Origin of the sequence: Paralimibaculum aggregatum, assembly GCF_030270585.1 — a bacterium.
In the GTDB taxonomy this organism is placed as follows: Bacteria; Pseudomonadota; Alphaproteobacteria; order Rhodobacterales; family Rhodobacteraceae; genus Thermohalobaculum; species Thermohalobaculum aggregatum.
The window spans coordinates 36,943-59,440 of record NZ_BSYI01000013.1 but is presented as its reverse complement, the minus strand read 5'-3'; the positions used below and the strand labels follow the sequence as shown (position 1 = coordinate 59,440).

General features: G+C 71.4%; 19 protein-coding genes. All 19 read right to left on the bottom strand.

Annotated elements, in window-relative coordinates; all coding sequences use genetic code 11:
- Positions 1-9 precede the first annotated feature (9 nt).
- Positions 10-891, bottom strand: coding sequence for an amidohydrolase family protein (locus QSJ97_RS09875; protein ID WP_285671583.1), 882 nt, complete (start codon positions 889-891; stop codon positions 10-12).
- Positions 891-2,003 (bottom strand): vWA domain-containing protein, encoded by a 1,113-nt coding sequence (locus QSJ97_RS09870; protein ID WP_285671582.1) that lies wholly within the window; start codon positions 2,001-2,003, stop codon positions 891-893. Before QSJ97_RS09870 ends, QSJ97_RS09875 begins: the two co-directional genes overlap by 1 nt.
- Positions 2,000-2,881, bottom strand: coding sequence for an AAA family ATPase (locus QSJ97_RS09865; RefSeq protein ID WP_285671581.1), 882 nt, complete (start codon positions 2,879-2,881; stop codon positions 2,000-2,002). The genes QSJ97_RS09870 and QSJ97_RS09865 overlap by 4 nt, the downstream gene beginning before the upstream one ends.
- Positions 2,881-3,903, bottom strand: a complete 1,023-nt coding sequence (locus QSJ97_RS09860; RefSeq protein ID WP_285671580.1) for a xanthine dehydrogenase family protein molybdopterin-binding subunit — start codon at positions 3,901-3,903, stop codon at positions 2,881-2,883. The genes QSJ97_RS09865 and QSJ97_RS09860 overlap by 1 nt, the downstream gene beginning before the upstream one ends.
- 1 nt (position 3,904) lies before the next feature.
- Positions 3,905-5,656, bottom strand: a complete 1,752-nt coding sequence (locus tag QSJ97_RS09855; RefSeq protein WP_285671579.1) for a xanthine dehydrogenase family protein molybdopterin-binding subunit — start codon at positions 5,654-5,656, stop codon at positions 3,905-3,907.
- Positions 5,657-5,669: 13 nt separating this feature from the next.
- Complete coding sequence (locus QSJ97_RS09850; RefSeq protein ID WP_285671578.1) at positions 5,670-6,152, bottom strand: (2Fe-2S)-binding protein; 483 nt, start codon at positions 6,150-6,152, stop codon at positions 5,670-5,672.
- The gene (locus QSJ97_RS09845) at positions 6,152-6,961 is read right to left on the bottom strand and encodes an FAD binding domain-containing protein (protein ID WP_285671577.1); all 810 of its coding nucleotides are present in this window, start codon (positions 6,959-6,961) and stop codon (positions 6,152-6,154) included. The genes QSJ97_RS09850 and QSJ97_RS09845 overlap by 1 nt, the downstream gene beginning before the upstream one ends.
- 13 nt (positions 6,962-6,974) lie before the next feature.
- A complete protein-coding gene (locus tag QSJ97_RS09840; RefSeq protein WP_285671576.1) occupies positions 6,975-7,418 on the bottom strand; it encodes an SRPBCC family protein in 444 nt (147 codons plus the stop codon).
- A gap of 6 nt (positions 7,419-7,424) precedes the next feature.
- Complete coding sequence (locus tag QSJ97_RS09835) at positions 7,425-7,862, bottom strand: SRPBCC family protein (RefSeq protein ID WP_285671575.1); 438 nt, start codon at positions 7,860-7,862, stop codon at positions 7,425-7,427.
- A 3-nt stretch (positions 7,863-7,865) separates the two neighbouring features.
- Positions 7,866-11,207: a flotillin family protein gene (locus QSJ97_RS09830; protein WP_285671574.1), complete on the bottom strand. Its 3,342-nt coding sequence runs from the start codon at positions 11,205-11,207 to the stop codon at positions 7,866-7,868.
- A 27-nt stretch (positions 11,208-11,234) separates the two neighbouring features.
- Positions 11,235-12,059 (bottom strand): phosphoenolpyruvate hydrolase family protein, encoded by an 825-nt coding sequence (locus QSJ97_RS09825; RefSeq protein ID WP_285671573.1) that lies wholly within the window; start codon positions 12,057-12,059, stop codon positions 11,235-11,237.
- 67 nt (positions 12,060-12,126) lie between these two features.
- On the bottom strand, positions 12,127-14,310 hold the full coding sequence (locus QSJ97_RS09820) for an ABC transporter permease (RefSeq protein WP_285671572.1): 2,184 nt from the start codon (positions 14,308-14,310) through the stop codon (positions 12,127-12,129).
- Entirely contained in the window at positions 14,303-15,097 is a 795-nt protein-coding gene (locus tag QSJ97_RS09815; RefSeq protein ID WP_285671570.1) for an ABC transporter ATP-binding protein, read from the bottom strand. Before QSJ97_RS09815 ends, QSJ97_RS09820 begins: the two co-directional genes overlap by 8 nt.
- Complete coding sequence (locus QSJ97_RS09810; protein WP_285671569.1) at positions 15,094-16,197, bottom strand: branched-chain amino acid ABC transporter permease; 1,104 nt, start codon at positions 16,195-16,197, stop codon at positions 15,094-15,096. Before QSJ97_RS09810 ends, QSJ97_RS09815 begins: the two co-directional genes overlap by 4 nt.
- A gap of 1 nt (position 16,198) precedes the next feature.
- The gene (locus tag QSJ97_RS09805) at positions 16,199-17,212 is read right to left on the bottom strand and encodes a branched-chain amino acid ABC transporter permease (protein WP_285671568.1); all 1,014 of its coding nucleotides are present in this window, start codon (positions 17,210-17,212) and stop codon (positions 16,199-16,201) included.
- Positions 17,213-17,403: 191 nt separating this feature from the next.
- Positions 17,404-18,237: an AraC family transcriptional regulator gene (locus QSJ97_RS09800; RefSeq protein ID WP_285671567.1), complete on the bottom strand. Its 834-nt coding sequence runs from the start codon at positions 18,235-18,237 to the stop codon at positions 17,404-17,406.
- Positions 18,238-18,397: 160 nt separating this feature from the next.
- Entirely contained in the window at positions 18,398-19,828 is a 1,431-nt protein-coding gene (locus QSJ97_RS09795) for an aldehyde dehydrogenase family protein (protein WP_434220904.1), read from the bottom strand.
- A gap of 21 nt (positions 19,829-19,849) precedes the next feature.
- Entirely contained in the window at positions 19,850-20,980 is a 1,131-nt protein-coding gene (locus QSJ97_RS09790; RefSeq protein WP_285671565.1) for an iron-containing alcohol dehydrogenase, read from the bottom strand.
- A gap of 108 nt (positions 20,981-21,088) precedes the next feature.
- Entirely contained in the window at positions 21,089-22,357 is a 1,269-nt protein-coding gene (locus QSJ97_RS09785; protein WP_285671564.1) for an ABC transporter substrate-binding protein, read from the bottom strand.
- Positions 22,358-22,498: the final 141 nt, after the last annotated feature.

The following is a 22,498-nucleotide window of genomic DNA, read 5'->3' as shown; positions in this document are numbered from 1 at the left end:
TGTCTTTTGTCACAGCCGGTAGACCCGGGCTGCGGTGTCGTGGAAAAGCGCCGCCTGCTCGGTCTCGGAGAGGGTCTCCGCCGCCTGCCGGTGCGCGGCCAGAAGATCGCCGAAGCCCGTCCAGAGCTTCTCGATCGGGAAATTGGAACCCCAGAGGCAGCGCTCGGCGCCGAAGAGCTCCACGGTCTCCGCGAGGATGCGGGCGATCTGCGCCGCGTCGACACGGTGGATGAAGGTGCCGAGACCCGAGGTCTTGGTCACCACGTTCGGGCAGCCGGCGAGCCGCGCCATGCCGGCGCGCCAGATGTCCCGGCCGGCATCCGAGAGGTCCTCGAGCATGCCGGCATGCTGCAGGATGAAGGTCACGTCCGGACAGGCCTCGGCGAGGCGCGCGGCGCCCTCCATCTGGCCCGGGAAGACCTGCAGGTCGAAGCTCCAGCCATAATCGGCCAGATGCGCGATGTTGGCCTGCACGGCGGCGTCCTCGCAGAGATCGGGGCGCGCCGCGAAGCGGTAGAGCTTGTTGCGATGCCAGTGCAGCTGCTGGCGGATGCCGCGCACCAGCGGATACTGCGCCAGCCGGTCGAGCGCCGGGCGGACATCGCCGCGGGTCATCTCGGCATGAGCGACGATGGCATGGGGCCAGCCGGTGCGCGCGGCCTCGCCGCTGACCCAGACGGCCTCGTCGGCGGCCCAGTTCGGCGCCCAGTTGGCCTGCACATAGACCGACTTCACGACCCCGGTGCCGCCGGTATCGGCGAGATATTCCTCGATGCCGTAGTCGCGCCGGATCGGCTCGTAGGGACCGAAGATCCGCGGCTGCATCGGGCCGAGCAGCCAGGGCAGATCCGCCTGGCGCCAGATATGGTGATGGGAGTCGACGATCTGCATCAGTCAGTCCTGCCGAGTGAGAGGAGCCGCGCGGCGATGGCGCCGATGGAGCTGCCGTCGCCGAGGCGGTCGATATGCGGGAGCGCACCGGAAAGCGCCGCGGTGCGCGGGACGAAGTTCGGGTCGGCGGCCAGCGGGGTCAGCCAGTCGAGCCGCCAGGCCAGCCGCGACAGCCGCGCGACGGCGGCGATCATCGCCTCCGGCCCGCCCCGCTCCAGCCCGTCCGACAGCACCACCACCGCCGCGCCCCGGGCGAAGCTGGCGAAGCGCGGCACCGCGAGGAAGGCGCCGAGCGCGTCGCCGAGCCGGGTGCCGCCGTCCCAGTCCGCCGCCAGCGTGCCGGCCCGGGCCAGCGCCGCCTCGCGGTTCTTCAGCCGCAGCGCCCGGGTCAGCCGCGTCAGCCGGGTGCCGAGGGTGAAGACCTCGACCCGGTCGCCCGCCTGCACCAGCGCATGGGCGAGGCGCAGCGCGCTCTCGGTGCCGGCCTTCATCGAGCCGGAGATGTCGATCAGCAGGCAGACCCGCCGCTGCACCGGGCGCCGGGCACGGCGCGGCAGCGCCACCACCTCGCCGTCATGGCGCACCGCCTGGCGCAGCGCCCGCCGCATGTCGAGCAGCCGCCCGCGCCGCACCGGCCGCCGCCGGCGCCCGATCCGCTGCGGCAGGCGGGTCCGCGCCTCGCGCGCGAAGCGGCGCAGCAGCGCATCCTCGCCGAGCGGCGCGAAGCTCCGGGCCGAGAGGGTCTCCGCCGTGGTCGCCTCGGCGCCGGTCTCGCGCAGCTCGTCGGGCTCCGGCAGGTCGACCGTGCCCGGCTGGTCCTCGCGCAGTTCCATCGCCTCGTCATCCTCCTCGGCCGTGGCCTGCGCGGCGACGATGCGGCCAAGGAAATGCGTGTCGAAGAGGGCGTCGAACTCGGCATGGCGCTCCGGCGGCGGTGCCAGCAGCGCATGGCCGGCGCGGCGCAGATCCTCGACATGGGTCGGCCCGAGCAGCCCGACCGCGGCGACGAAGCCCTCGGTCTGCTCCGGCGCCACGGCAAAGCCATGGGCGCGCAGCACCGCGGCGAAGCCGGTCAGCGGGCGCAGCGCCCGGGGCAGAGGCGCGACGCTCATGCCGCCTCCCCGCCGATCAGCGCGTCGAGCCGGGGCGCGACGAAGGCCATGTCGTCATGGTCCTTCAGCGCCACCCCGATGGCGCGGCGGAAGGCCTCCGGCCAGGGTGCGCCCTGGCGCTGCAGCAGCGTCGCCGCCTCGGCCCATTCCACCGTCTCGGCGACACCCGGCGGCTTGGCCAGCGGCTCGGCACGCAGCCGCCCGACCGCGGCGACGATAGCATCGGCGGTCGACCGCGCCACGGCGCTCGCGCGCATCATCACGATCCGCGCCTCGCGCTCGGGGTCGGGATAGTCGATCCAGTGATAGACGCAGCGCCGGCGCAGCGCCTCGTGCAGGTCGCGCGTGCGGTTCGAGGTCAGCACCACCACCGGTGCCACCGGCGCGCGCACCGTGCCGGTCTCCGGGATCGAGATCTGGAAGTCCGAGAGGAACTCCAGCAGGAAGGCCTCGAACTCGTGATCGGCCCGGTCGACCTCGTCGATCAGCAGCATCGCCGCCTCGGGCGCGCGCAGCGCCTCGAGCATCGGCCGCGCGATCAGGAACTCGTCGGCATAGATGTTGAGATAGTCCTCGCCGGCCTGGCGGATCGCCAGCATCTGCCGGGGATAGTTCCACTCGTAGAGCGCCGCCGCCGCGTCGATCCCCTCGAAGCATTGCAGCCGGATCACCCGCCGCGCCAGCACCGAGCCGATCGCCTTGGCCGCCTCGGTCTTGCCGACGCCGGGCGAGCCCTCGAGCAGCAGCGGCTTGCCGAGCGCCAGCGCCAGATAGGCCGCCGTGGCGAGCTCCGGGTCCGCGTCATACTGCGCGGCGGCCAGCGCCTCCGAGAGCGCCCCGGGGCTGCCGATGCCGCCGATGACGGGCCTAACCGGCATCAGCGCCGCCCCTTCGGCCGGGCGCCGCCATTGGCCTGGATGCCGCGCAGGATCTTCTCCGGCGTCACCGGCAGCTCGTCGATCCTGACGCCAACCGCGTCGTAGACCGCGTTGGCCAGCGCCGGCAGCACCGGGTTGGCGCACATCTCGCCCGGCCCCTTGCCGCCATACGGCCCGTCCGGCGCCGGGCGCTCGAGGATCGCGATGTCATGCGGCGCGATGTCCCCCGGGCCGGGCATCAGATACTGGTTGAAGTCCTCCGGCCCGTGGCCGCGGTCCGGGTAGTAGGGCTCGGTGGTCTCCCAGGCGGCATGGCTCATGCCCATCCAGGCGCCGCCGACGAGCTGCTGCTCGACGAGCTTCGGATTGAGCGCGCGGCCCACCTCGTAGGCCGAGCTGAGCTTGGCGACCTCGATCTCGCCGGTCTCGTCATCGACCTCGATATCCACCACCAGCGCGGCATGGGCGAAGCAGGAGACCGGGGTCATCTCGCCGGTCTCGGGGTCGACGCCGGCAAAGGGGATCAGGAAGATCCCGCGCCCCGAGACCGTGCGCCCCTGCTTGAACTGCGCCGCCAGCGAGGCCGCCGCGGTGGTGATCGAGCGCCCCGGCGCGCCCTTCACGTGGATGTTTCCCCTGCCGTCGGTCTCGAGATCGGCGGCGCTGACCTCGAGTTCCTCCGCCGCCGCCTCGAGCAGCACCGCGCGCGCCTCCTGCGCCGCGGCGATCACCGCATTGCCGACCCGGTGGGTGCCGCGCGAGGCGAAGCTGCCCATGCAGTGCGGGCCGGTGTCGCTGTCGGCGGTGTCGACATAGACATCCTCCACCGGCACCCCGAGGGTCTCCGCCGCGATCTGCCGGGTGACCGACTTCATGCCCTGCCCGAGATCGATCGAGGACAGGCTCACCATGAACTTGCCGTCCGGGTTGGAATGCACCAGCGCCTGGCTCGGATCGCCGCCGAGATTCATGCCGATGGGATAGTTGATGGCGGCAAAGCCGCGCCCCTTGTGCCGGGCCATCTCAGCGCCTCCGCGTGCCGGAAAGGGAGGAGAACCGGTGCGCGCCCGGCTTCTTCACGCCGCGGGTGAAGGGCTCCTGCGGCTGGTAGGGCTTCTGCGCCGGCCGTTCCTGCGGGCGCTCGGCCGGAGCCGCCGCCGGGGCGGGGGCCGAGACAGGAGGCGCGACAGGGGGCGCGGCGGGCGGCGTGGCCGGAGGCGCCGCCGGGCGCGTCGCAGGTGCCGCGGGCCGCGCCGACGTGCTTGCCGTTGCGGGAGCCGGCGCAGGCGCAGGCGCCGCCGGCCGGGGCGCCGGGCGCGCCGCCGGGGTGCCGTCGACCCGGCCCTCCTCGTCGGTCACGGTTTCCGGGATCGCGGCACGGTCGCCGCCGCCGCCGGTCAGGCTCGACATCGCGGCGAATTCCGGCCGGATCGGCCAGCCCGCCTTCTCCGCCGCCACCTGGCAGCACTCGATCAGCGCGGTGTTCTTGGCGAGCCGGCGATGCGCCTTCATGTCGCCGTCGCGATAGGCGTTTAGGATGCGCAGCTCGATGGGATCGAGCCCGACCCGCTCGGCCACCTTGTCCATGTGGCACTCGATGGCGAAATCGACGCCGGTGATGCCGAAACCGCGCATCGCGGTGGCCGGCGTGCGGTTGGTGAACACGCAGTAGACGTCCGAGGAGACGTTCTCGATGGTGTAGGGGCCCGGCAGGTGCCCGGTCGCCTTCTGCACGGCATAGGAGGAGAGCCGGGTATAGGCGCCGCAGTCGAAATAGCCGCGGAAACGCCGCGCCACGATGCGCCCGTCGCGGGTGACGGCATCCTTGAGATACCAGCGTTCCGCCCCGCGCGGCGCGCCGACCTGCATCTCCTCGGCCCGGTCCCAGATGTATTTCACCGGCGCGCCGGTCAGGATCGCGCCGAGCACCGCGAGCGGCTCGTGCAGGCTGTCGACCTTGCCGCCGAAACCGCCGCCCACCGTGCCGCCGATGAAGTGCAGCCGGCTCGAGGGCATGTCGAGCAGCTTCGCCGTGGTGCCGAGGGAGAAGAACAGCGCCTGGGTCGAGGTGTGGCAGACATAGCGGCCGTTGGTCTCCGGCGCCGCGATGGCGCCGCAGGTCTCGGTCGGCGCCTGCTCGATCGGCGACATCTGGTAGCGGCCCTCGACGATCTCGACATCCGGGCGCGCGAAGGCCCGCTCGACATCGCCGAAGCGCAGCTTCTGGTGGGTGTACTTGTCGTGATACTCGAAGACGTTGCGCGGCCAGGTCTCGTTGACGATCGGGGCGCCGGGGGCCAGCGCCTCCTCCGGGTCGAGCACGTGCGGCAGCACCTCCCAGTCGACCCGCACGGCGGCCACCGCGTCGCGCGCCTGGCGCTCGGTCTCGGCGATCACCGCGGCCACCGCCTCGCCGACATAGGAAACCTTCCCGGTCGCCAGCAGCGGCTCGTCGTCCCGCCCGAAATCGATCAGCGAGAGCAGCGTGTTGAGGTTGTGCGGCACGTCGCGGCCGAGGATGATCCGCCGCACGCCGGGCATCCGCTCCGCCGCGGCGATGTCGATGCGCCGGATCCTCGCGTGGTGATGCGGGCTGCGCACGCAGCGCATGTGCAGCAGGCCGTCGAACTGGTGATCGTCGAAGAACGGCGAGCGCCCGGTGACATGGCCGAGGATGTCCTGCCGCGCGGTGGGCCGGCCGATCTCGTTGAGGTTGTCGTCGCGCTCGTCGGCGAAGAGGTCCTTGCGCAGCTCCACGCGGGTCTGGCTCGACATCGGATGCCTTCCTTCAGCTAGCGCGGCGCCGGCGCCGCTGGGCGGCGTCGAGGATCGCGGCGATGATCGGCTCGTAGCCGGTGCAGCGGCAGATATTGCCGGAGATCGCCTCCACGACCTCCTCGCGGCTCGGATCGGGCCGGCGCTCGAGCAGCGCCGCCGCGGCCATCAGCATGCCCGGGGTGCAGTAGCCGCACTGCGCCGCGAAGTTCTCCATGAAGGCGTCCTGCAGCGGGTGGAGTTCGGCGCCGTCGGGCAGGCCCGCCACGGTGCGCACCTCGCGGCCCGCCACCGTCTCGGCGAGGGTCAGGCAGGCGAGCTGCGGCCGCCCGTCCACCAGCACCGTGCAGGTGCCGCAGGTGCCCTGGCCGCAGCCGTATTTCGGGGTCATGTCGCCGAGGCCGCGGCGCAGCACGTCGAGCAGGTTGGCCCCGCCCTCGACGAAGACCGCCTTCTCGGCGCCGTTCAGGCGAAACTCGACAGGTGTGCGGGCCATCAGCCGTCCTCCTCCAAGAGCAGCCGGCGCAGATGCACCGGTGCGACCGCGCGGCGATACCAGGCCGAGGCGATCGCATCCTCTGGCGGATCGAGCCCCTCCGCCGCCGCGGCGACGGCGGCCTGCACGCCGGCGGCATCGAGCGTGCGGCCCTCCAGCGCCTGCTCGACCCGCGGCACGCGGCGCGGCGTCGGGCCCATCGCGCCATAGGCCACCCGGGCGCCGGCGATGCGCCCGCCGGAGCGCGGCAGCCAGGCCGCGATCGACATCACCGAGACACCCTTTGGCTTCACCCGGCTTACCTTTCGGAAGCGGAAGGCGCCGCGCTCCGGGCGCGCGATGGTCACCGCCGTCACCAGCGGCTGCTGGCCGCGGCCGCGCGCCGCGAAGAGCTCGTCGAGCGCCTGCTCGCGCCCGTCCGCCAGCACCGCCCGGCCATCGAGCGCCAGCAGCGCCGCCGCGAGGTCGCCATAGGGATGCGCCGCGAAGAGATTGCCGCCGACGGTCGCCATGCTGCGGATCGCCGGCCCGCCCACCGCCCGAGCGGCGGGGGCGAGAAACCCGAGCTCGCGGCTCTCGGTGATCTCCGCCATGGTCACGCCGGCGCCGACCGAGATCCGCCCGCCCTGCGCGGCGATGCGGCCGAGCGCCGGGTCGGTGGCGCGCAGGATCCGGCGGAACGACTGGTCGCCGTAGTTCACCGCCCGCATCACCAGCGTGCCGCCGCCGAGATAGCGGGCGTCCTGCGCAGCGGCGAGCGCCCGGGCCGCCTCCGCCGCGCTCGCATAGGTCTCGACCGTCAGGCCCATCGCCCGCCCCTCCTCATGCCTCAAGCCCCATATGCGCGCGGATCGCGGCGAAACCGGCCTCGTAGATGCCGGTGCCGACCAGCGCCGACATCGCGCCCTCCTCGCCCTTGCGGGTATCGAACCGGCTCTCCCACTGCCAGAAGGTGCGGTCGCCGTCGGTCACCGGGATCAGCCGCACATGGGCGACGTAGTTGAACAGCGGTACCGGGGTGTCGAGCAGGCAGTAGGAAAAGCTCTGCTCGAGATCGGAGAGGGTCAGCAGCCGCTCGCGCAGCTCCTCCCCGGTCTCCAGCCGGAAGCGCCGCACCGCGCCGATCCGGTCCGCGCTCTCGCCGCGCTCGATCTCGCTGGTGGCCACCGCCGGGTGCCAGCGGTCGTGCCCGTTGAAATCGCGCAGCACCTCCCAGACCGCATCCGCGGGAGCGTCGAGGATCGTGCTGCGGAGGACCTTCACCATCGCCGATCAGCCCGCGAACTGCCGCTTGAGCGCGTCGAAGCCGGCCTGGAAGACGTTCTGCCCGATGCCGCTCACCAGATCCTCCTCGTTCTCCGGGGCGCAGTCGAACTCCGCCGACCACTCGATGAAGGTCCGCCCGCCATCGGTGACCGGGGTGAGCCTGAGCGTCGCCACGTAGCCGGTCAGCGGCATCGGGCTCTCGAGGATCGAATAGGTGCAGAACATGTCGTAGTCCGACAGCCCGAGCAGCTGCTCGCGCAGCCCGTCGCCGTTCTGCAGGTGGAAGTTGCGCACGCAGCCCACGCGGTCGGCGGGCTCGGCGTTCTCGATCCGGCTGTCGCGGATCCGCGGATGCCAGTTGGGCAGCCCGTTGAAGTCGCGCAGCTTGGCCCAGACCTTGTCGGCCGGCGCGTCGAGAACGCTCGAGACATAGACCCGCGCCATGGTTCAGCCTTTCTCCGGGGCGCTGTCGCCCTTGCCGCCCTTGCCCTCGCCAGGGCCGCCCGAGCCGCCCGAGCCGCCTCCGGAGGAACCGCCATCGCCCTCGCCCTTGGGCGGGCGCGGGGCGTTCTCGCGGGCGATCCGGGTCATGTCGCTGGCCTCGCGGATCAGCCCGCCCTGCCTGGCGATGTTGGCGCCGTCGATGCCGATATCCTTGAGCAGGCTGTCGATCATCGGTGCCTGCACGCGGTAGCGCAGCGCGCTGTCGATCACTTCCTCGGTGGGATTGCGGTGGCCGTCGCCGCCATCGCCGCCGAAGCCGCCGCCGAGCTGCATGATGCGGATGTCGGAGATCTGCTCCATCGGCTTGACCGAGGCCGCCACGATGCCCTCGACATGGTCGAGCAGCTTGATGCGGAAGCGCGAATGCCGGGCCTCGTCGGTCAGCACGTTCTCGGCCTCGTTGATCAGGCGCTGCGCCTCGGCCTCCACGGCCGAGCGGATCTTCTCCGCATCCGCGGCGATGCGGGCCTCGGCGGCGGCCTTCTCGGCCAGCACCACGTCGACGGTCTGGCGCCGCCTGGCCTCCTCGGTCTCGCGCGCGGTCTTGACCTGTTCCTCGGCCTCCGCCGCACGGGCGCGGGCGATCTGCGCCTCGGCCTGGGCCGCGCTCTCCTCCAGCGACTGGCGGTAGAGCTCGATCGCCTTGGCCATCTGCGCCAGCTCGACCTCGCGCTCGCGGTCGACCTCGAGCTTGCGCCGGTCGCGCTCGCGGGCGATGCGGGCCTCGTCGAGCCCGCGTTCCATGGCCAGCTCGGTGCGCTCGATCTGCTCCTTCGCGGCGATCTCGGCCTCGCGCAGCGCCTGCATCCGGGCGACCTCGAGCTCCTCGGTGGCCTTGCGCCGGGCCAGCCGGGCCGCGTCGATCGCCTGCTCGCGGGCGATGTCCTCGGTCTCGGTGACCTTGCGCGCCGAGATCCGGGCGGCCTCGACGGCCTTCTCCGACTCGGCCTCGCGCAGGCTGACCTCCTCGCGCCGGGCGATGCGCTCGGCATCGAGCCGGGCCTGCTGGCCGATCTTCGCAGTCTCGACGATCTCGCGGGCGGTGACCTCCGCCTCGTCGACCGCGCGGGCCCGGGCGATCTCGCGCTCGCGCACGTCCTGCTCGTAGGCGACCCGCTCGGCGGCGAGCTTCTTGTCCCGGGCGATCCGTGCCGCCTCGGTGGCCTCGGCGGAGGCGATCTGCGCCGCCTCGATGGCTTCGGCCTTGGCGATCTCGCGGGCGGCGGTGGCCTCCTCGCGGTCCAGCCGCTCGACATCGAGCTTGCGCTCGCGCGCGATGCGGGCCAGTTCCACCGCCTCACGGGCCGCGACCTCGGCCTCGTCGAGCGCCCGGTTGCGGGCGATCTCGCGGGCGCGCACGGCCTCCTCGTAGCCGATGCGCTCGGCGGCGATCTTCTGCTCCTGCGCGATCCGGGCGGCCTCGGTCGCCTCCTTGGCGGCGATGCTGGCGGCCTCGACGACGCGGCTGCGGGCGATCTTGCGCTCCTCGGTCTCCTCCGAGCTCGCGATGCGCTCGACCTCGATCTTGGTCTCCTGCGCGATGCGGGCGGCCTCCACCGCCTCGCGGGCGGCGATCTCCGCCTCGTCGATGGCGCGGTTGCGGGCGATCTCGCGGGCGCGGATGCGCTCCTCCTGCTCGATGCGGGTGGCCTCGGTCTCCTCGGTGGCGCGCAGCCGGTCGGTCTCGATCGCCCTCTGCCGCTCGATCTCGAGGATGCGGGTCTCCTGCTCGGAGAGGATGCGCTCGGCCGCCAGCGTCTTCTCGCGGGCGATGCTGGCCTTCTCCACCGCCTCGCGCGCGGCGATCTCGGCTGCCTCGAGGGCACGACTGCGCTCGATCTCCAGCTCGCGGGTCTGGCGATCGGAGGCGATGCGCTCGGCATTGACCTCGCGCTCCTGGGCGATGCGCATCTTCTCGGTGGTCTCGCGCCCGGTGATCTCGGCCTCGTCGATGGCGATGTTGCGCGCGATCTCGCGGCGGCGGGTCTCCTCCTCCTGGGCGATCCGCGCCTCGGTGACGGCACGCTCCTGCGCGATCCGGGCGGTCTCGGTGGCCTCCTGCGCCGCGATCTGGGCGGCGTCGAGGCTCTTCTGGCGGGCGATCTCGCGGGCCTGCAGGGCCTCCTCCTTGGCGATCCGCGCCTCTTCCACGGCGCGCTCCTGGGCGATCCGGGCCTGCTCGATCTGCTCGCGGGTGGAGATCTCCGCCGCATCGGTCTCGGCCTGGTCGCGGATGCGTTGCTCGGACACCGCGCGCTCCTGCGCGATGCGGGCCCGCTCCACCGCCTCGCGGGTGGCGATCTCCGCCTCCTCGACGATGCGCTGGCGCTCGAGCTCGCGGGCGCGGACCTCGCGCTCGCTCTCGATGCGGGCCTCGGAGACGAGGCGGTCATTGGCGATGCGCGCGGTCTCGATGCGCTCGCGGGCCTCGATCTGGGCGCGCTCGGCCTCGGTCTCGCGCTCGGCCCGCTCGCGGGCTACCTCGGCACGCTGCTGGGCGCGGCGGAACTCGATCTCGCGCTCCTGCGCCAGCCGGGCCTCCTCGCTCTCGCGGTCGATCTCGAGGGCTTCCTTCTCGGCCTCGAGATTGCGCGCGCGGATCCGGATCATCGAGCTCTGCTCGATGTCGTTGCGCAGCTTGCGCCGCTCCTCGATCTCGCTGATGACCGTGGTCAGGCCCTGCGCATCGAAGCGGTTGGAGGGGTTGAAGAACTCGATATCGGTCTGGTCGAGATCCTCGATCGCCACGCCCTCGAGCTCGAGCCCGTTCTTGTCGAGCCCGCTCTGCGCCAGCGCCCGCACCCGCTCGACATAGTCGTGCCGGTTCTCGTGCAGCTCCTCGATGGTCATCTCCGACGCGACGGAGCGCAGCGCCGAGACGAACTTGCCGACCAGCAGCGCGTGCAGCCGCTCGGGCTCCAGGGTGCGCCGGCCGAGCGTCGAGGCGGCCAGCGAGACCGCCTCGCGCGTCGGCGCGACACGGACATAGAACTCCGCCTCGACGTCGATGCGCATCCGGTCCTTGGTGATCAGCGCGTTCTCGCGGTTGCGCACGACCTCCAGCGCCAGCGTGTTCATGTTGACCGGCGTGATGTCGTGGATGATCGGCCAGACGAAGGCGCCGCCGTCGATCACCACGTTCTCGCCGAGGAAGCCGGTCCGGACGAAGGCCACCTCCTTGGTCGAGCGCCGGTAGAGCCAGTGCATCACCCAGTAGAGAATGAAGATGACGATGACGGCGACGATGAGCCAAAGGATCAGCTCGCCGATCAGTTGCCCGGTCATGGTCCAGTCCTCCCCTTGCCCAGCACGTCAGGGCCGGCCGATCTGCTTGAATTTCCGCGTCTGCTCGGTGAGCGCCACCTCGGTCGGCAGCCGCTCCATCGACGACGCGCCGTAGAACCCGTGGCAGTGCTCGGTATTGGCCAGCACGAAGGCGGCGTCCTCGGGCTGCGCCACCGGCCCGCCATGCACCAGCACGAGGATCTCCGGGTTCACCGCCAGCGCCGCCGCCGCCCAGCTGTCGGTCAGCTTCGGCACATCCGCCAGCGAGACCGCGGTCTCCGCCCCGATGCTGCCGCCGGTGGTGAGCCCGAGATGCACCACCACGATATCCGCCCCGGCCTTCGCCATCGCCGCCGCATCCGCTTCGCAGAAGACATAGGGCGTGGTCAGCAGGTCCTTCGCCCGCGCCAGCCGGATCATCTCCACCTCATGGGCATAGCCCATGCCGGTCTCCTCGAGATTGGCGCGGAAGCTGCCATCGATGAGACCGACGGTGGGGAAGTTCTGCACCCCGGCGAACCCGGCCGCCTTCACCTCGTCGAGGAAGCGGTCCATGATCCGGAACGGGTCGGTGGCGCAGACCCCGGCCAGCACCGGCGTGTGCTTCACCACGGGCAGCACCTCGGCGGCCATCTCCATCACCACCGCATTGGCGTCGCCATAGGGCATCAGCCCGGCCAGCGAGCCGCGCCCGGCCATCCGGTAGCGCCCGGAATTGTAGATCACGATCAGGTCGATCCCGCCGGCCTCCTCGCATTTCGCGCTGAGGCCGGTGCCGGCGCCGCCGCCGACGATCGGCTCGCCCCGGCGGATCTGGTCGCGCAGGCGGGAAAGGATCTCTTCGCGGCTCATCGGAACCTCCTCGAACCTATCGGGGTGACGCGCGCGGCGGGCCGCGCGGGGGATGCGTGCCGGGCGCTCATCCGGTGCGCCTCCGGCTCTGGGCGCCGCCATGCAGGCTGCGGAAGGTGGTCACCAGCGCCTCGGCGAAGGCCGGGTCGTTGACGTTGTGCGGCAGGCGCACCAGCTGGCGGCCCGCGGTCTGGCGCACGGTGCCCTCGAGCGCCTTGAAGAGCGCCGCGTTCGCCGCCGGGTCGTGGAAGGCCATGCCCGGCGCATCCAGCGCCGAGACCCCGCCCTCGGGCAGGAAGAAGCGCACCGGGCCGGACATCGCGTTCAGCCGCTCGCCGATCCAGCGGCCCATGCGGTCGTTCTCCTCGACCGTGGTGCGCATCAGCGTGATCTGCGGGTTGTGCTCGTAGAACAGCCGGTCGCGATAGCGCTCGGGCACCGTCTCGGGGGCGTTGAAGTTCACCATGTCGAGCGCCCCGCAGGCGCCGATATAGGGCATCCCCGCCCGGATCATCGCGCCGAAGCGGTCCTCGGTGGCCGGGAACACCCCGCCCGCGACCATGTCGCAGATCTCGGTGGTGGTGATGTCGATCACGCCGGCGAGCTTGCCGGAATCCACCAGCGCCTCCATCGCCCGCCCGCCGGTGCCGGTGGCGTGGAACACGAGGCAGTCGTAATCCTTCTCCAGCATCTTCACGACCTGCTGCACGCAGGGCGTGGTGACACCGAACATGGTGAGCCCGATCGCCGGCTTCTCGGCCGCCGGCGGGCCGCTGCGGCGGGCCTCCGCGCGGGTCCTCACCATCCCCGCCATGGCGCCGGCGGCATTGGCCAGCACCTCGCGGGTGATCGAGTTCAGCCCCTGCACGTCGGCGACCGAATGCATCATCGTGATGTCCGACGGTCCGACATACTGCCCGACATTGCCCGAGGCGATGGTCGAGACGATCAGCTTCGGGATGCCCACCGGCAGCCGCCGCATCGCCGGCGACACCAGCGCGGTGCCGCCCGAGCCGCCTGCCGAGAGCACCCCGGCCACCCCGGTCTGGCGCGTCATCCAGCGCTCGAAGGCCTCCGACATCGCCGCAACCGAGCGCCCCCGGTCGCCGGTGAACACCCCTGCCGCGCCGCGCGGGTGATGCGCCGCAACCTCGTGCGGCGGCACCTCGGCGCCCGAGGGTTTGCCGGAGGTCGAGAGGTCCACCAGCTTCACCCGCAGCCCCGCCGCCTTGACGATGTCGCGCATGTAGCGCAGCTCCGGCCCCTTGGTGTCGAGCGTGCCGGCGACCAGCACCACGGTCTCGGCGCTCGTCGCCATCGGACGCAGCGCCGCGGCCGCCGCCGAGCGGCCCGGCGCCACCGGCGTCGCGGTGCGCGCCGCGCCCTCGATCACATGCACCGGCACCGGGCGCGACCAGCGCGTCGGCGGCACCGGGTTGGAGACATAGATCCGCACCGGGCGCAGATCGCCGGCGGGGCGTGCCTCGGCCGGCCCCGCGTCCGCACCTTCGGCGTTGTCGGTCTCGTCGTGGCCGTGGCGCCCGACGCCGAGCAGGCGCTGCTGCAGTTCCCGGTCGGCGGCCAGGGTGCCGCTGTCCATCAGCCGGTTGACCCGGCCGTTGACCATGATCGCGACCTGTTCGGCGACGCTGGTGGCGACGCCGATGTTCTGCTCGATCAGCAGCACGTCGATCTCGCCGTCGCGGCCGAGGCCGATCAGCATCTCCGCCACCTGATCGACGATCACCGGCGCCAGCCCCTCGGTCGGCTCGTCCATCACCAGCAGCCGCGGGTTGAGCAGCAGCGCCCGGCTGATCGCCAGCATCTGCTGCTCGCCGCCGGAGAGCTGCGCCGCGCCGTTGCCCTTGCGTTCGGCCAGCCGCGGGAAGGTCGCGTAGATCCGCTCCACCGACCAGGCCCCGCCGCGCCGCGCCACCATGCGCAGATGCTCGTCCACCGTCAGCGAGGGCCAGAGCCGGCGTCCCTGCGGCACATAGCCGATGCCGAGCCGCGCGATCTCCGAGGCGCCGCGGCCCACCAGCCCCTCGCCGCGGAAGGCGATCGAGCCCGCCGCCGCCGGCTGCAGCCCCATGATCGCCTTGCAGAGCGTGGTCTTGCCCATGCCGTTGCGCCCGACCACCGAGAGCACGCCATGCCCGAGGGTCAGATCGACCCCCTGCAGCGCGTGGCTGTGGCCGTAATAGACGTGCAGGCCCCGGATCTCGAGGCTGGGCAGGCGCCGCTCAGCCATGGCCGCCTCCGAGATAGAGCGCCTGAACCTCGGCATCGCTCTCGATCTCCGCCGGCTTGCCTTCCTTGAAGATCCGGCCGTTGTGCATCATCGTCACGCTCTCGGCGACGCGCAGGGCCACGTCCATGTCGTGCTCGATGATGATGAAGCCCATATGGCTCGGCAGGTTGGTGAGGATCTCCACCAGCTCGCGCCGCTCGGTCGGGCTGAGGCCCGCCGCCGGCTCGTCGAACAGCACGAAGCGCGGCGCCCCGGCCAGCGCCAGCGCGACCTCGAGCTGGCGCTGCTGGCCATAGGAGAGATCGCCCACCAGCGTCTCCCGCGCATCGGAGAGGTGCACCGCCTCGATCAGCCCCTCGGCAGAGGCCATCAGCGCATCGTCGCGGCGCGGGCGCAGCAGCGAGAAGCGGTAGCGCGAGACCCCGCGGCAGGCGAGGTAGACATTGTCCCGCACCGAGAGCCCGGCGAAGAGCAGCGAGATCTGGTAGGTCCGCCGCAGGCCGCGCCGGATCCGCTCATGCGGCGGGAAATGGGTGACGTCCTCGCCGAACAGGCGGATGGTGCCGGCGGTGGGCGGGAAATCCCCGGTGATGCAGTTGAACAGCGTGGTCTTGCCGGCACCGTTGGAGCCCAGCACCGCGCGGCGCTCGCCCGGGCGGACGGTGAGGTTGATGTCGGTCAGCGCCGCCAATGCTCCGAACATCCGGGTCAGGCCGCGCAGCTCGAGCGCATTGGCGGTGCCGGTGGCGGAGATGCGGCTGGCGACGGTGGAGGCCCGGGCGGTCATGCGCCGCCCTCCCGGTTCCCGCCGCGGTCTTCCCCACGGTCCTCGCCGGTGAGCGGATCGCGCCGCCCGCTGGCCCGCCATTTCTCCCAGAGCCCGAGCACCCCGTCCGGCGAGAAGAACACGATCACCAGGAAGCCGAGCCCGATCAGCAGGCGGAAGCGCTCGCCGGCGAGCCCGAGCCCGGTGAGGATGTCGATCGCGAAGGTCGAGAGCACGACATAGATCAGCGCGCCGATGAACGGCCCGATCGGGTGGCGCAGCCCCCCGACCACGGCGATGATCAGGATGTCGATCACCGGGCCGACGCCCGCGGTGCCCGGCGAGATCTGCGCGCTCTGCCAGGTCAGCAGGATGCCGGCGATGGCGGCGATCACCGCGGCCAGGCTGTAGGCCGCGATCCGGTGCGCGGTGACGTTGAAGCCGAGCGCCCGCATCCGGCGGGGATTGTCGCGCACCCCCTGCAGCGCCAGGCCGAAGGGCGCGCGCCGGACATAGAGCACCGCGAGATAGGACAGCACCGCCCAGAACAGCGTGAGATAGTAGAACGGCACCGCCTGGCGCCAGTCCACCCCGAAGAGCTGCGGCGGCAGCACCCCGTTGAAACCCGAGAAGCCGTTGAAGATCACGTAGTTCTGCCGGGTGAAGTAGAAGAAGGCGGAGGCGATCGCCAGCGTGATCATGATCGTGTAGATGCCCTCGGTGCGCACCGCCAGCGCCCCGGCCACGGTGCCGAAGGCCACGGCGATGAGGATCGCCACGGGCACCGACAGATACCAGGGCCAGCCGAGCGAGATCGTCTCGATCGCCGAGCTGCCGAAGATCGCGACCATGTAGCCCGCCATCCCCGCCACCGACATCTGCACCAGGCTGACCATGCCGCCATAGCCGGCGAGGAACATCAGGCTGAGCCCGATCATGCCGAGAATGAAGGTCCACCCGAAGATCTGGTAGAGCACGAAGTCGTTCGCCAGCGCCGGCATCAGCAGCAGCACCGCGCCGAGCGCCCAGACCGCCGGGGGAATGCTCTCGATCCAGGTGCCGTGCGCGGGTGCTCGCCGGCCCTCCGCCCCCTGGCCCGTGCCGTGATCGGTCACCGCCATCTCACGCGCGCCCCAGGATGCCCTGCGGCCGGAAGGCCAGCACCAGCACCATGATCAGGAAGGTGAGCACCACCGCATAGGTCGGCATGTAGACCGAGCCGAACTGCTCCGCGAGGCCGATCAGCAGCGCCCCCAGCGCCGCGCCGGGGATCGAGCCCATGCCGCCGACGATCACCACCACGAGCGAGGCGAGCAGGAAGCGCGTGTCCTCGCCCGGCGCGATCGACTGGAAGGTGCCGCCGACCACGCCCGCCATCCCCGCGAGCCCCGCGCCGAAGGCGAAGACCGCGACGAAGACCAGCTGGATGTTCACCCCGGTCGCCGTCAGCATCTCGCGGTCATCGACCCCGGCGCGCACCAGCATGCCGATCCGCGTGCGGTTGAGCAGCAGCCACATGCCGACGCCGATCACGATGGCCGCGGCGAGGATCACCAGCCGCACCATCGGGTATTTCAGGAAGATCGGGTCCCCGGAGGAGCGCTTGACCCCGGTCACCAGGAAGGTCTCCACCGGGCCGGAGAGCCATTCCGGCGTCAGGATCTGGAAGAAGTCCCCGCCCCAGATCCAGAGCATGAGATCGGCCAGCACGATGGAGATGCCGATGGTCACCAGGGTCTGGCGCAGGTCCTGCCCCTGCATCCGGCGGAACACCGCGAGCTGCAGCGCCACGCCCAGCACCGCCACCACCAGGAAGGTCACCGGGAAGGCGAGCAGCCAGCTCCCCGACCAGTCGGCGATCTCGTAGCCGATATAGCCGCCGAAGAGGTAGAGCGAGCCATGCGCCAGGTTGACGTTGCGCATCAGCCCGAAGATCAGCGTGAAGCCGCTCGCCACGAGGAAATAGAGCGCGCCCAGCGTGATGCCGTTGAACAGCGCGTTGAGGAAGATCTTCTTGCGCCCGATGGCATCGACCAGCCAGTCCGGCCAGACCGCGAAGATCGACCAGACCAGCACCGCGACCGCGACGAGGATCACGATCGACCAGAACGGGTTGCGCTCGACGAAGCGCCTCATCGCCGCCCCTTCGCGACGACGCACGGCATGGTCCACAGGTACGGGCCTGCAAGCATGGTTCCTCCCCTGGCCGGCGAACGTCGTTCTTTGCTCGTGTCGCGCCGCCTGGCCGTTTCCCGACTCTAGGGCGGGCCGCCCCCGAGGAGCATACCCTCAAGTCTCGCGGCGTCGCCCAGCATCGCTAAATCGATTCAGTGTAGCGCGCGCAGCGCAACCCGGCGGTAGTCGCTGGGCGGGATCCCAACGTTGTATGTGAAGAACCGGGTGAAGCTCGACTGCGAGGCGAAGCCCAGCGCATGGCCGATATCGGTCACCGAGAGAGGGCTGCGCAGCAGGTCCTCGATCGCCGCCTCGGTGCGCAGCGTGTTCATGTAGAGATTCGGCGTGATGCCCATCTGCTTCTTGAACAGCTTGAAGAAATGCGGGCGCGAGAGCCCGGATTTCCGCGCGATCTGGTCCATGTCCACGGCGCCGCGGAAATCGTCGCGCATGATCGACTGCGCCTTGCGCACGCGGTAGTCGAGATAGCCGCCGAGGGCGAGGCGCATCGGGCTGGCCTCCGGCGCCCATTGCCAGGACTGGTCGAAGCAGTCCCGTGTCAGCTCGTAGAGATAGCCGTCGAACAGCTCGGTCGGGTCGCCCGCCATCAGCAGCGAGGAGAGCCGCACCACCCAGCTCTGGATGTAGCGCGTGACCTCCACCGCCGGCCGCCCGAAATTCAGCGCGAAGGAGGCGCTGCGGCTCGCCTCGAGGAACCAGACCGGCTTGAGATAGAGCACGAGGAAGAGCGCGCCCCGCCCGGCCTCGCCGGTGAGGAACTCGTGCGGCTCCCAGGGGCTCACCGCCGCCGCCGAGCCCGGCGCCACCGGCACGACGGCGTCATTGACCCGGACGGTGGCCGAGGGGCCCTCCACGAGAAAGATCAGATGGCCCTCGCGATGCGCATGAAGCGTGATCGGGCGGTCCAGATTATAGAGCGCCGCACGGCCGAACGACCCGTGCAGCACGGCGAGCGCATGGCTCATCCTCCCCTCCCGCCTTTGTGCGGTTGATCTTTTATAGCACCATCTGAGCGCGAAGCCGCCCCCTGTGCAAGCATTGCACCCGTCACGGCGGAAGCTGCCTACCGCTTGAGCAGACGCAAAGATATGATGCGATACTCTCCGTCATGCTCCGGGTTCCGCGTCAGGGGCGCAGATAGGCGGTCTTGACCTGGGTGTAGAACTCCCGCGCATAGGCGCCCTGCTCGCGCGGGCCGTGGCTCGAGCCCTTGCGCCCGCCGAAGGGCACATGCGGGTCCACGCCCGCGGTCGGCAGGTTGACCATCACCATCCCGGCCTCGGCATTGCGGCGGAAGTGATGCGCGTGTTTCAGGCTCTGCGTGCAGATCCCGGCGGACAGGCCGAAAGGCGTGTCGTTGGCCACCGCCAGTGCCTCCTCGTAGTCCCGCACCCGGATCACCGAGGCGACCGGGCCGAACACCTCCTCGCGGTTGATCCGCATCGCCGGCAGCGTGTCGGTGAACAGCGCCGGCGCGAGGTAGTGCCCGGGCGTCTCGCGGCGCAGCACCTCGCCGCCCCAGCGCAGGTTGCCGCCCTCGCGCCGGGCGATCTCGATATAGTCGAGATCCTGCGCGAGCTGGCGCTCGTCCACCACCGGGCCGATATCGGTGCCGTCCTTCAGCGCATGGCCCACGGTGAGGCCGCGCAGCCGCTCCGCCACCGCCTCGACGAAGCGGCCATGGATGCCCTCGGTCACGATCAGCCGCGAGGAGGCGGTGCAGCGCTGGCCGGTCGAGAAGAAGGCGCCCTGCACCGCGCAGTCCACCGCGATCCCGAGATCGGCGTCGTCGAGCACCACCAGCGGGTTCTTGCCGCCCATCTCGAGCTGGCAGCGTCGCATGTGCCGGGCGCAGGCCTCGGCGATGCGCGCACCGGTCGCCACCGAGCCGGTGAAGCTGATCGCATCCACCGCAGGATTCTCGAGCAGCGCCTGGCCGACCACGCGGCCCGGCCCCATCACCAGATTGAGCACGCCGCGCGGCAGCCCGGCGCGGTGCAGGATGTCGACCAGCGCCCAGGCGCAGCCCGGCACCAGCTCCGCCGGCTTCAGCACCACCGTGTTGCCATGGGCGAGCGCCGGCGCGAGCTTCCAGGCCGGGATCGCCGCGGGGAAGTTCCAGGGCGTGATCAGCCCGACCACGCCGACCGGCTCGCGGCTGATCTCGACCTCGACGCCGGGCCGCACCGAGGGCAGCGCCTCGCCCGCCAGCCGCAGCGTCTCGCCGGCGAAGAAGGCGAAGATCTGACCGGCGCGCACCGTCTCGGCGATGCCCTCGGCCCGGGTCTTGCCCTCCTCGCGGCTCAGCAGCTCGCCGAGTTCCGCGCGCCGGGCGAGGATCTCGTCCGCCGCGCTGCGCAATATGTCGTGGCGCTGCTGGATGCCGGAGCGCGCCCAGCCATGCGCCGCCGCGGCCGCCGCCGCCACCGCGCGCTCGGCCTCCGCCCGCCCCGCCTGGGCATAGCGGCCGACCACGTCGCGCGTGTCGGAGGGGTTGATGTTCTCCAGGGCGGTGGCGGTCTCGATCCAGTCGCCGTCGATCAGCAGCGGTTTCATCGGCATCCCCGTTCGGCCGGCTCAGAGCGCGGCATGCATCAGCTCGGCATAATCCCGCCCGCTGGCCCGGCGCGGGTTGGTCCCGTTGTGACGGTCGCGCTCGGCAAGCGGCGCGGCGGCCTCGACATGCGCCGCGGTCAGTCCCATCTCGCCGAGCCGGCCCGGCATCGCCACCTCCGCCGCGAGCCCGACCAGCGCCTCCGACACCACGGCATCCGGCGGCAGGCCGAGCGCGGCGCGGATCGCCCCCAGCCGGTCGCCGATCGCCGGCGCGTTGAAGGCCAGCACATGTGGCAGCATCACCGCGTTGACCGCGCCATGGGCCACCGCCACCCCCGGCAGCGCGCCCAGCGCATGGGCGATGGCATGGGCGGCACCGAGCCCCTTCTGCAGCGCCAGCGCACCGTTGAGCGCCGCCGCCATCATCTCGCGCCGCGCGGCGAGATCGTCGCCATGGGCGCAGGCCCGGCGCAGGTTGCCCGCCGCCCGCGCCAGCCCGTCGAGCGCGATGCCGTCGGCCGGCGGGTTGTAGCCCCGCGCGAGATAGGTCTCGATGCAGCGGCTGAGCGCATCCATCCCGGTCTCGGCGGTCTCGCGCGGCGCCATGGCGAGCGTCAGGGTAGGGTCGCAGATCGCGGCGGAGGGCACCAGATGACGGCTCGACAGCGTGAGCGCCCGCCCGTCCTGGCCGAGCACCGTGGCATCCGGCGCCACTTCCGAGCCCGAGCCGGCGGTGGTCGGCACCGCGATCATCGGCGCGAGCCCGCCGCAGCGGATGCGCCCGCCGCCGCCTTCGGAGACCGCATAGGCCGCGAGCCGCCCGCCCTGCCCGGCCAGCACCCGCAGCGCCTTGGCCAGATCCAGCGCCGGGCCGGTGCCGAAGCCGAGGATCCCGTCGCAGCCGCCGGCGCGGTAGCGCTCGAGCGCCGCCATCGCCGCCGCCTCGTCGGGCCGCGCCGGCAGCTCGGCCAGCGCCGGCGCCGTGTCCTCCGGCAGCGCCGCCAGCATCCGGGCGCGCAGCGCATCGCCGGGCGCCCGGTCGGTCACCACCAGCGGCCGCGCGATGCCGAGCGCCTCGAGCTCGGCCTTGAGCGCATCCTCGAGCACGCCGTCGGCGAAGTGGATCCGCGTGAGATAGGTGATCAGCGTCATCGCTCGCGCCCCGCGACGGCCCGGCATCCGCGCGCGCCACCCGCGCGGGCGCAACCAAGGCGGCGACGCCCCCCGCGCCGCCGCCCTGCCCGGCTCAAACGGCCGGGATCACTCGTAGGAGCTCTTGCACTCGGGGATCTCGCGCGAGGGCAGCCCGATCTGGGCGAAGGCGTCGGGGTCGATCCCGAGGGTCTGGTTGACGCCCTCCTTCATCGACACCAGCTGGGTCAGCAGGTCGCCATTCTCGGCCTCGACCACCTCGATCACGAAATTGGTGCCGATCGCCTGACGGTTGTGATCCAGCGTGATCTTGCCGTTCGGCGCATCGAGCTCGAGATTGCTCAGGCAGTCGCGGAAGGCCGACTGGCCCTCGCCGAGATCGCCGCCAAGCTGGTCGATGCAGATCATCGCGGCATCGGTCGAGTTGTAGTAGCCGGTGGCCAGCAGCGAGGGCGAGGGGAAGCGCTGGTCGGGCGGGAACGCCTCCTTGTAGGCGGTCACATAGGCCTGCCAGGCCTCGTTGTCCCAGGTGTCGGCCTGCGGCCCGGCGGAGGGCACGCCGATCAGCGCGTCCTTCGCCTTGCCCTTGGAGGAGAGCACCGTGCCGTCGACCATGATCGAGCCGCCGATCAGGTTGGCCTCGCCGCCGGCCTGCTGGTACTGGTTGAGGAAGTTCACCGCATCGCCGCCGCCGAGGCCGAGATAGATCGCGTCGACGTCATCCGGCAGCGCGGCGATGATCGAGGCGAAGTCCTTGGTGCCCAGCGGCACCCAGAAGCGGTCGGTGATCTCGCCGCCTGCGGCGCAGTATTCCAGCGCGAAGCCGAACACCTGCGTGTAGATGAAGGAATAGTCCTCGCCGATGGTGGCCACGGTCTCGTAGCCCTTCTCGTTGAAGACATAGTCGCCGAGCCCGGCCGACCACTGCGCGCCGTCCATGTTGAAGCGGAAGAAGTTCTCCGACGGCGTGACATAGGTGGTCTCCTGCGCGCCGGAGGAGCCGTTGATGAAGGTCACCTGCGGCTGCGTCTTGGAGTAGTCGCGGATCGCGATGCCCTCGGAGCCGGAGAGCGGACCGATCACGATGTCGACGCCGTCCTGCTCGACCAGCTTGCGTGCGGCGCGCACCGCGCTGTCCGGGCTCGCATCGGTGGAGGCGATGGTGATGTCGATCGGGCGCCCGCCGACGGTGTCGCCATGCTTGAGCATCGCCACCTTGAAGCCGCGGATGCCGTCCTCGCCGAGCACCGTATAGGTGCCCTCGAGGGTCGCCATCACGCCGATCTTGAGCGGTTCGGCCGCCAGCGCCGGCCCGCCGGCCAGCAGCGCGGCAACCGCGGTCGCGCCGAGAAGTGCCTTGGGCAACGTCCTGGACATGGTCTTCCTCCCGATATTATTTTCATGTGTGCCGCGTCTCGCGCGGTGGTCCGCCCCGGACCGGTCGTTGCCGGCCCTGCGCCTGCCGAGTGTAGCCCCGCCCGGGGGTGACCGGATCACGCTCAGTCAACGCGTCATAAC

What these genes read in the sequence shown, in the direction of transcription:
- QSJ97_RS09875 (WP_285671583.1), bottom strand. Translation starts at nt 891, where the DNA reads ATGCAGATCGTCGACTCCCATCACCATATCTGGCGCCAGGCGGATCTG.
- QSJ97_RS09870 (WP_285671582.1), bottom strand. Translation starts at nt 2,003, where the DNA reads ATGAGCGTCGCGCCTCTGCCCCGGGCGCTGCGCCCGCTGACCGGCTTC.
- QSJ97_RS09865 (WP_285671581.1), bottom strand. Translation starts at nt 2,881, where the DNA reads ATGCCGGTTAGGCCCGTCATCGGCGGCATCGGCAGCCCCGGGGCGCTC.
- QSJ97_RS09860 (WP_285671580.1), bottom strand. Translation starts at nt 3,903, where the DNA reads ATGGCCCGGCACAAGGGGCGCGGCTTTGCCGCCATCAACTATCCCATC.
- QSJ97_RS09855 (WP_285671579.1), bottom strand. Translation starts at nt 5,656, where the DNA reads ATGTCGAGCCAGACCCGCGTGGAGCTGCGCAAGGACCTCTTCGCCGAC.
- QSJ97_RS09850 (WP_285671578.1), bottom strand. Translation starts at nt 6,152, where the DNA reads ATGGCCCGCACACCTGTCGAGTTTCGCCTGAACGGCGCCGAGAAGGCG.
- QSJ97_RS09845 (WP_285671577.1), bottom strand. Translation starts at nt 6,961, where the DNA reads ATGGGCCTGACGGTCGAGACCTATGCGAGCGCGGCGGAGGCGGCCCGG.
- QSJ97_RS09840 (WP_285671576.1), bottom strand. Translation starts at nt 7,418, where the DNA reads ATGGTGAAGGTCCTCCGCAGCACGATCCTCGACGCTCCCGCGGATGCG.
- QSJ97_RS09835 (WP_285671575.1), bottom strand. Translation starts at nt 7,862, where the DNA reads ATGGCGCGGGTCTATGTCTCGAGCGTTCTCGACGCGCCGGCCGACAAG.
- QSJ97_RS09830 (WP_285671574.1), bottom strand. Translation starts at nt 11,207, where the DNA reads ATGACCGGGCAACTGATCGGCGAGCTGATCCTTTGGCTCATCGTCGCC.
- QSJ97_RS09825 (WP_285671573.1), bottom strand. Translation starts at nt 12,059, where the DNA reads ATGAGCCGCGAAGAGATCCTTTCCCGCCTGCGCGACCAGATCCGCCGG.
- QSJ97_RS09820 (WP_285671572.1), bottom strand. Translation starts at nt 14,310, where the DNA reads ATGGCTGAGCGGCGCCTGCCCAGCCTCGAGATCCGGGGCCTGCACGTC.
- QSJ97_RS09815 (WP_285671570.1), bottom strand. Translation starts at nt 15,097, where the DNA reads ATGACCGCCCGGGCCTCCACCGTCGCCAGCCGCATCTCCGCCACCGGC.
- QSJ97_RS09810 (WP_285671569.1), bottom strand. Translation starts at nt 16,197, where the DNA reads ATGGCGGTGACCGATCACGGCACGGGCCAGGGGGCGGAGGGCCGGCGA.
- QSJ97_RS09805 (WP_285671568.1), bottom strand. Translation starts at nt 17,212, where the DNA reads ATGAGGCGCTTCGTCGAGCGCAACCCGTTCTGGTCGATCGTGATCCTC.
- QSJ97_RS09800 (WP_285671567.1), bottom strand. Translation starts at nt 18,237, where the DNA reads ATGAGCCATGCGCTCGCCGTGCTGCACGGGTCGTTCGGCCGTGCGGCG.
- QSJ97_RS09795 (WP_434220904.1), bottom strand. Translation starts at nt 19,828, where the DNA reads ATGAAACCGCTGCTGATCGACGGCGACTGGATCGAGACCGCCACCGCC.
- QSJ97_RS09790 (WP_285671565.1), bottom strand. Translation starts at nt 20,980, where the DNA reads ATGACGCTGATCACCTATCTCACGCGGATCCACTTCGCCGACGGCGTG.
- QSJ97_RS09785 (WP_285671564.1), bottom strand. Translation starts at nt 22,357, where the DNA reads ATGTCCAGGACGTTGCCCAAGGCACTTCTCGGCGCGACCGCGGTTGCC.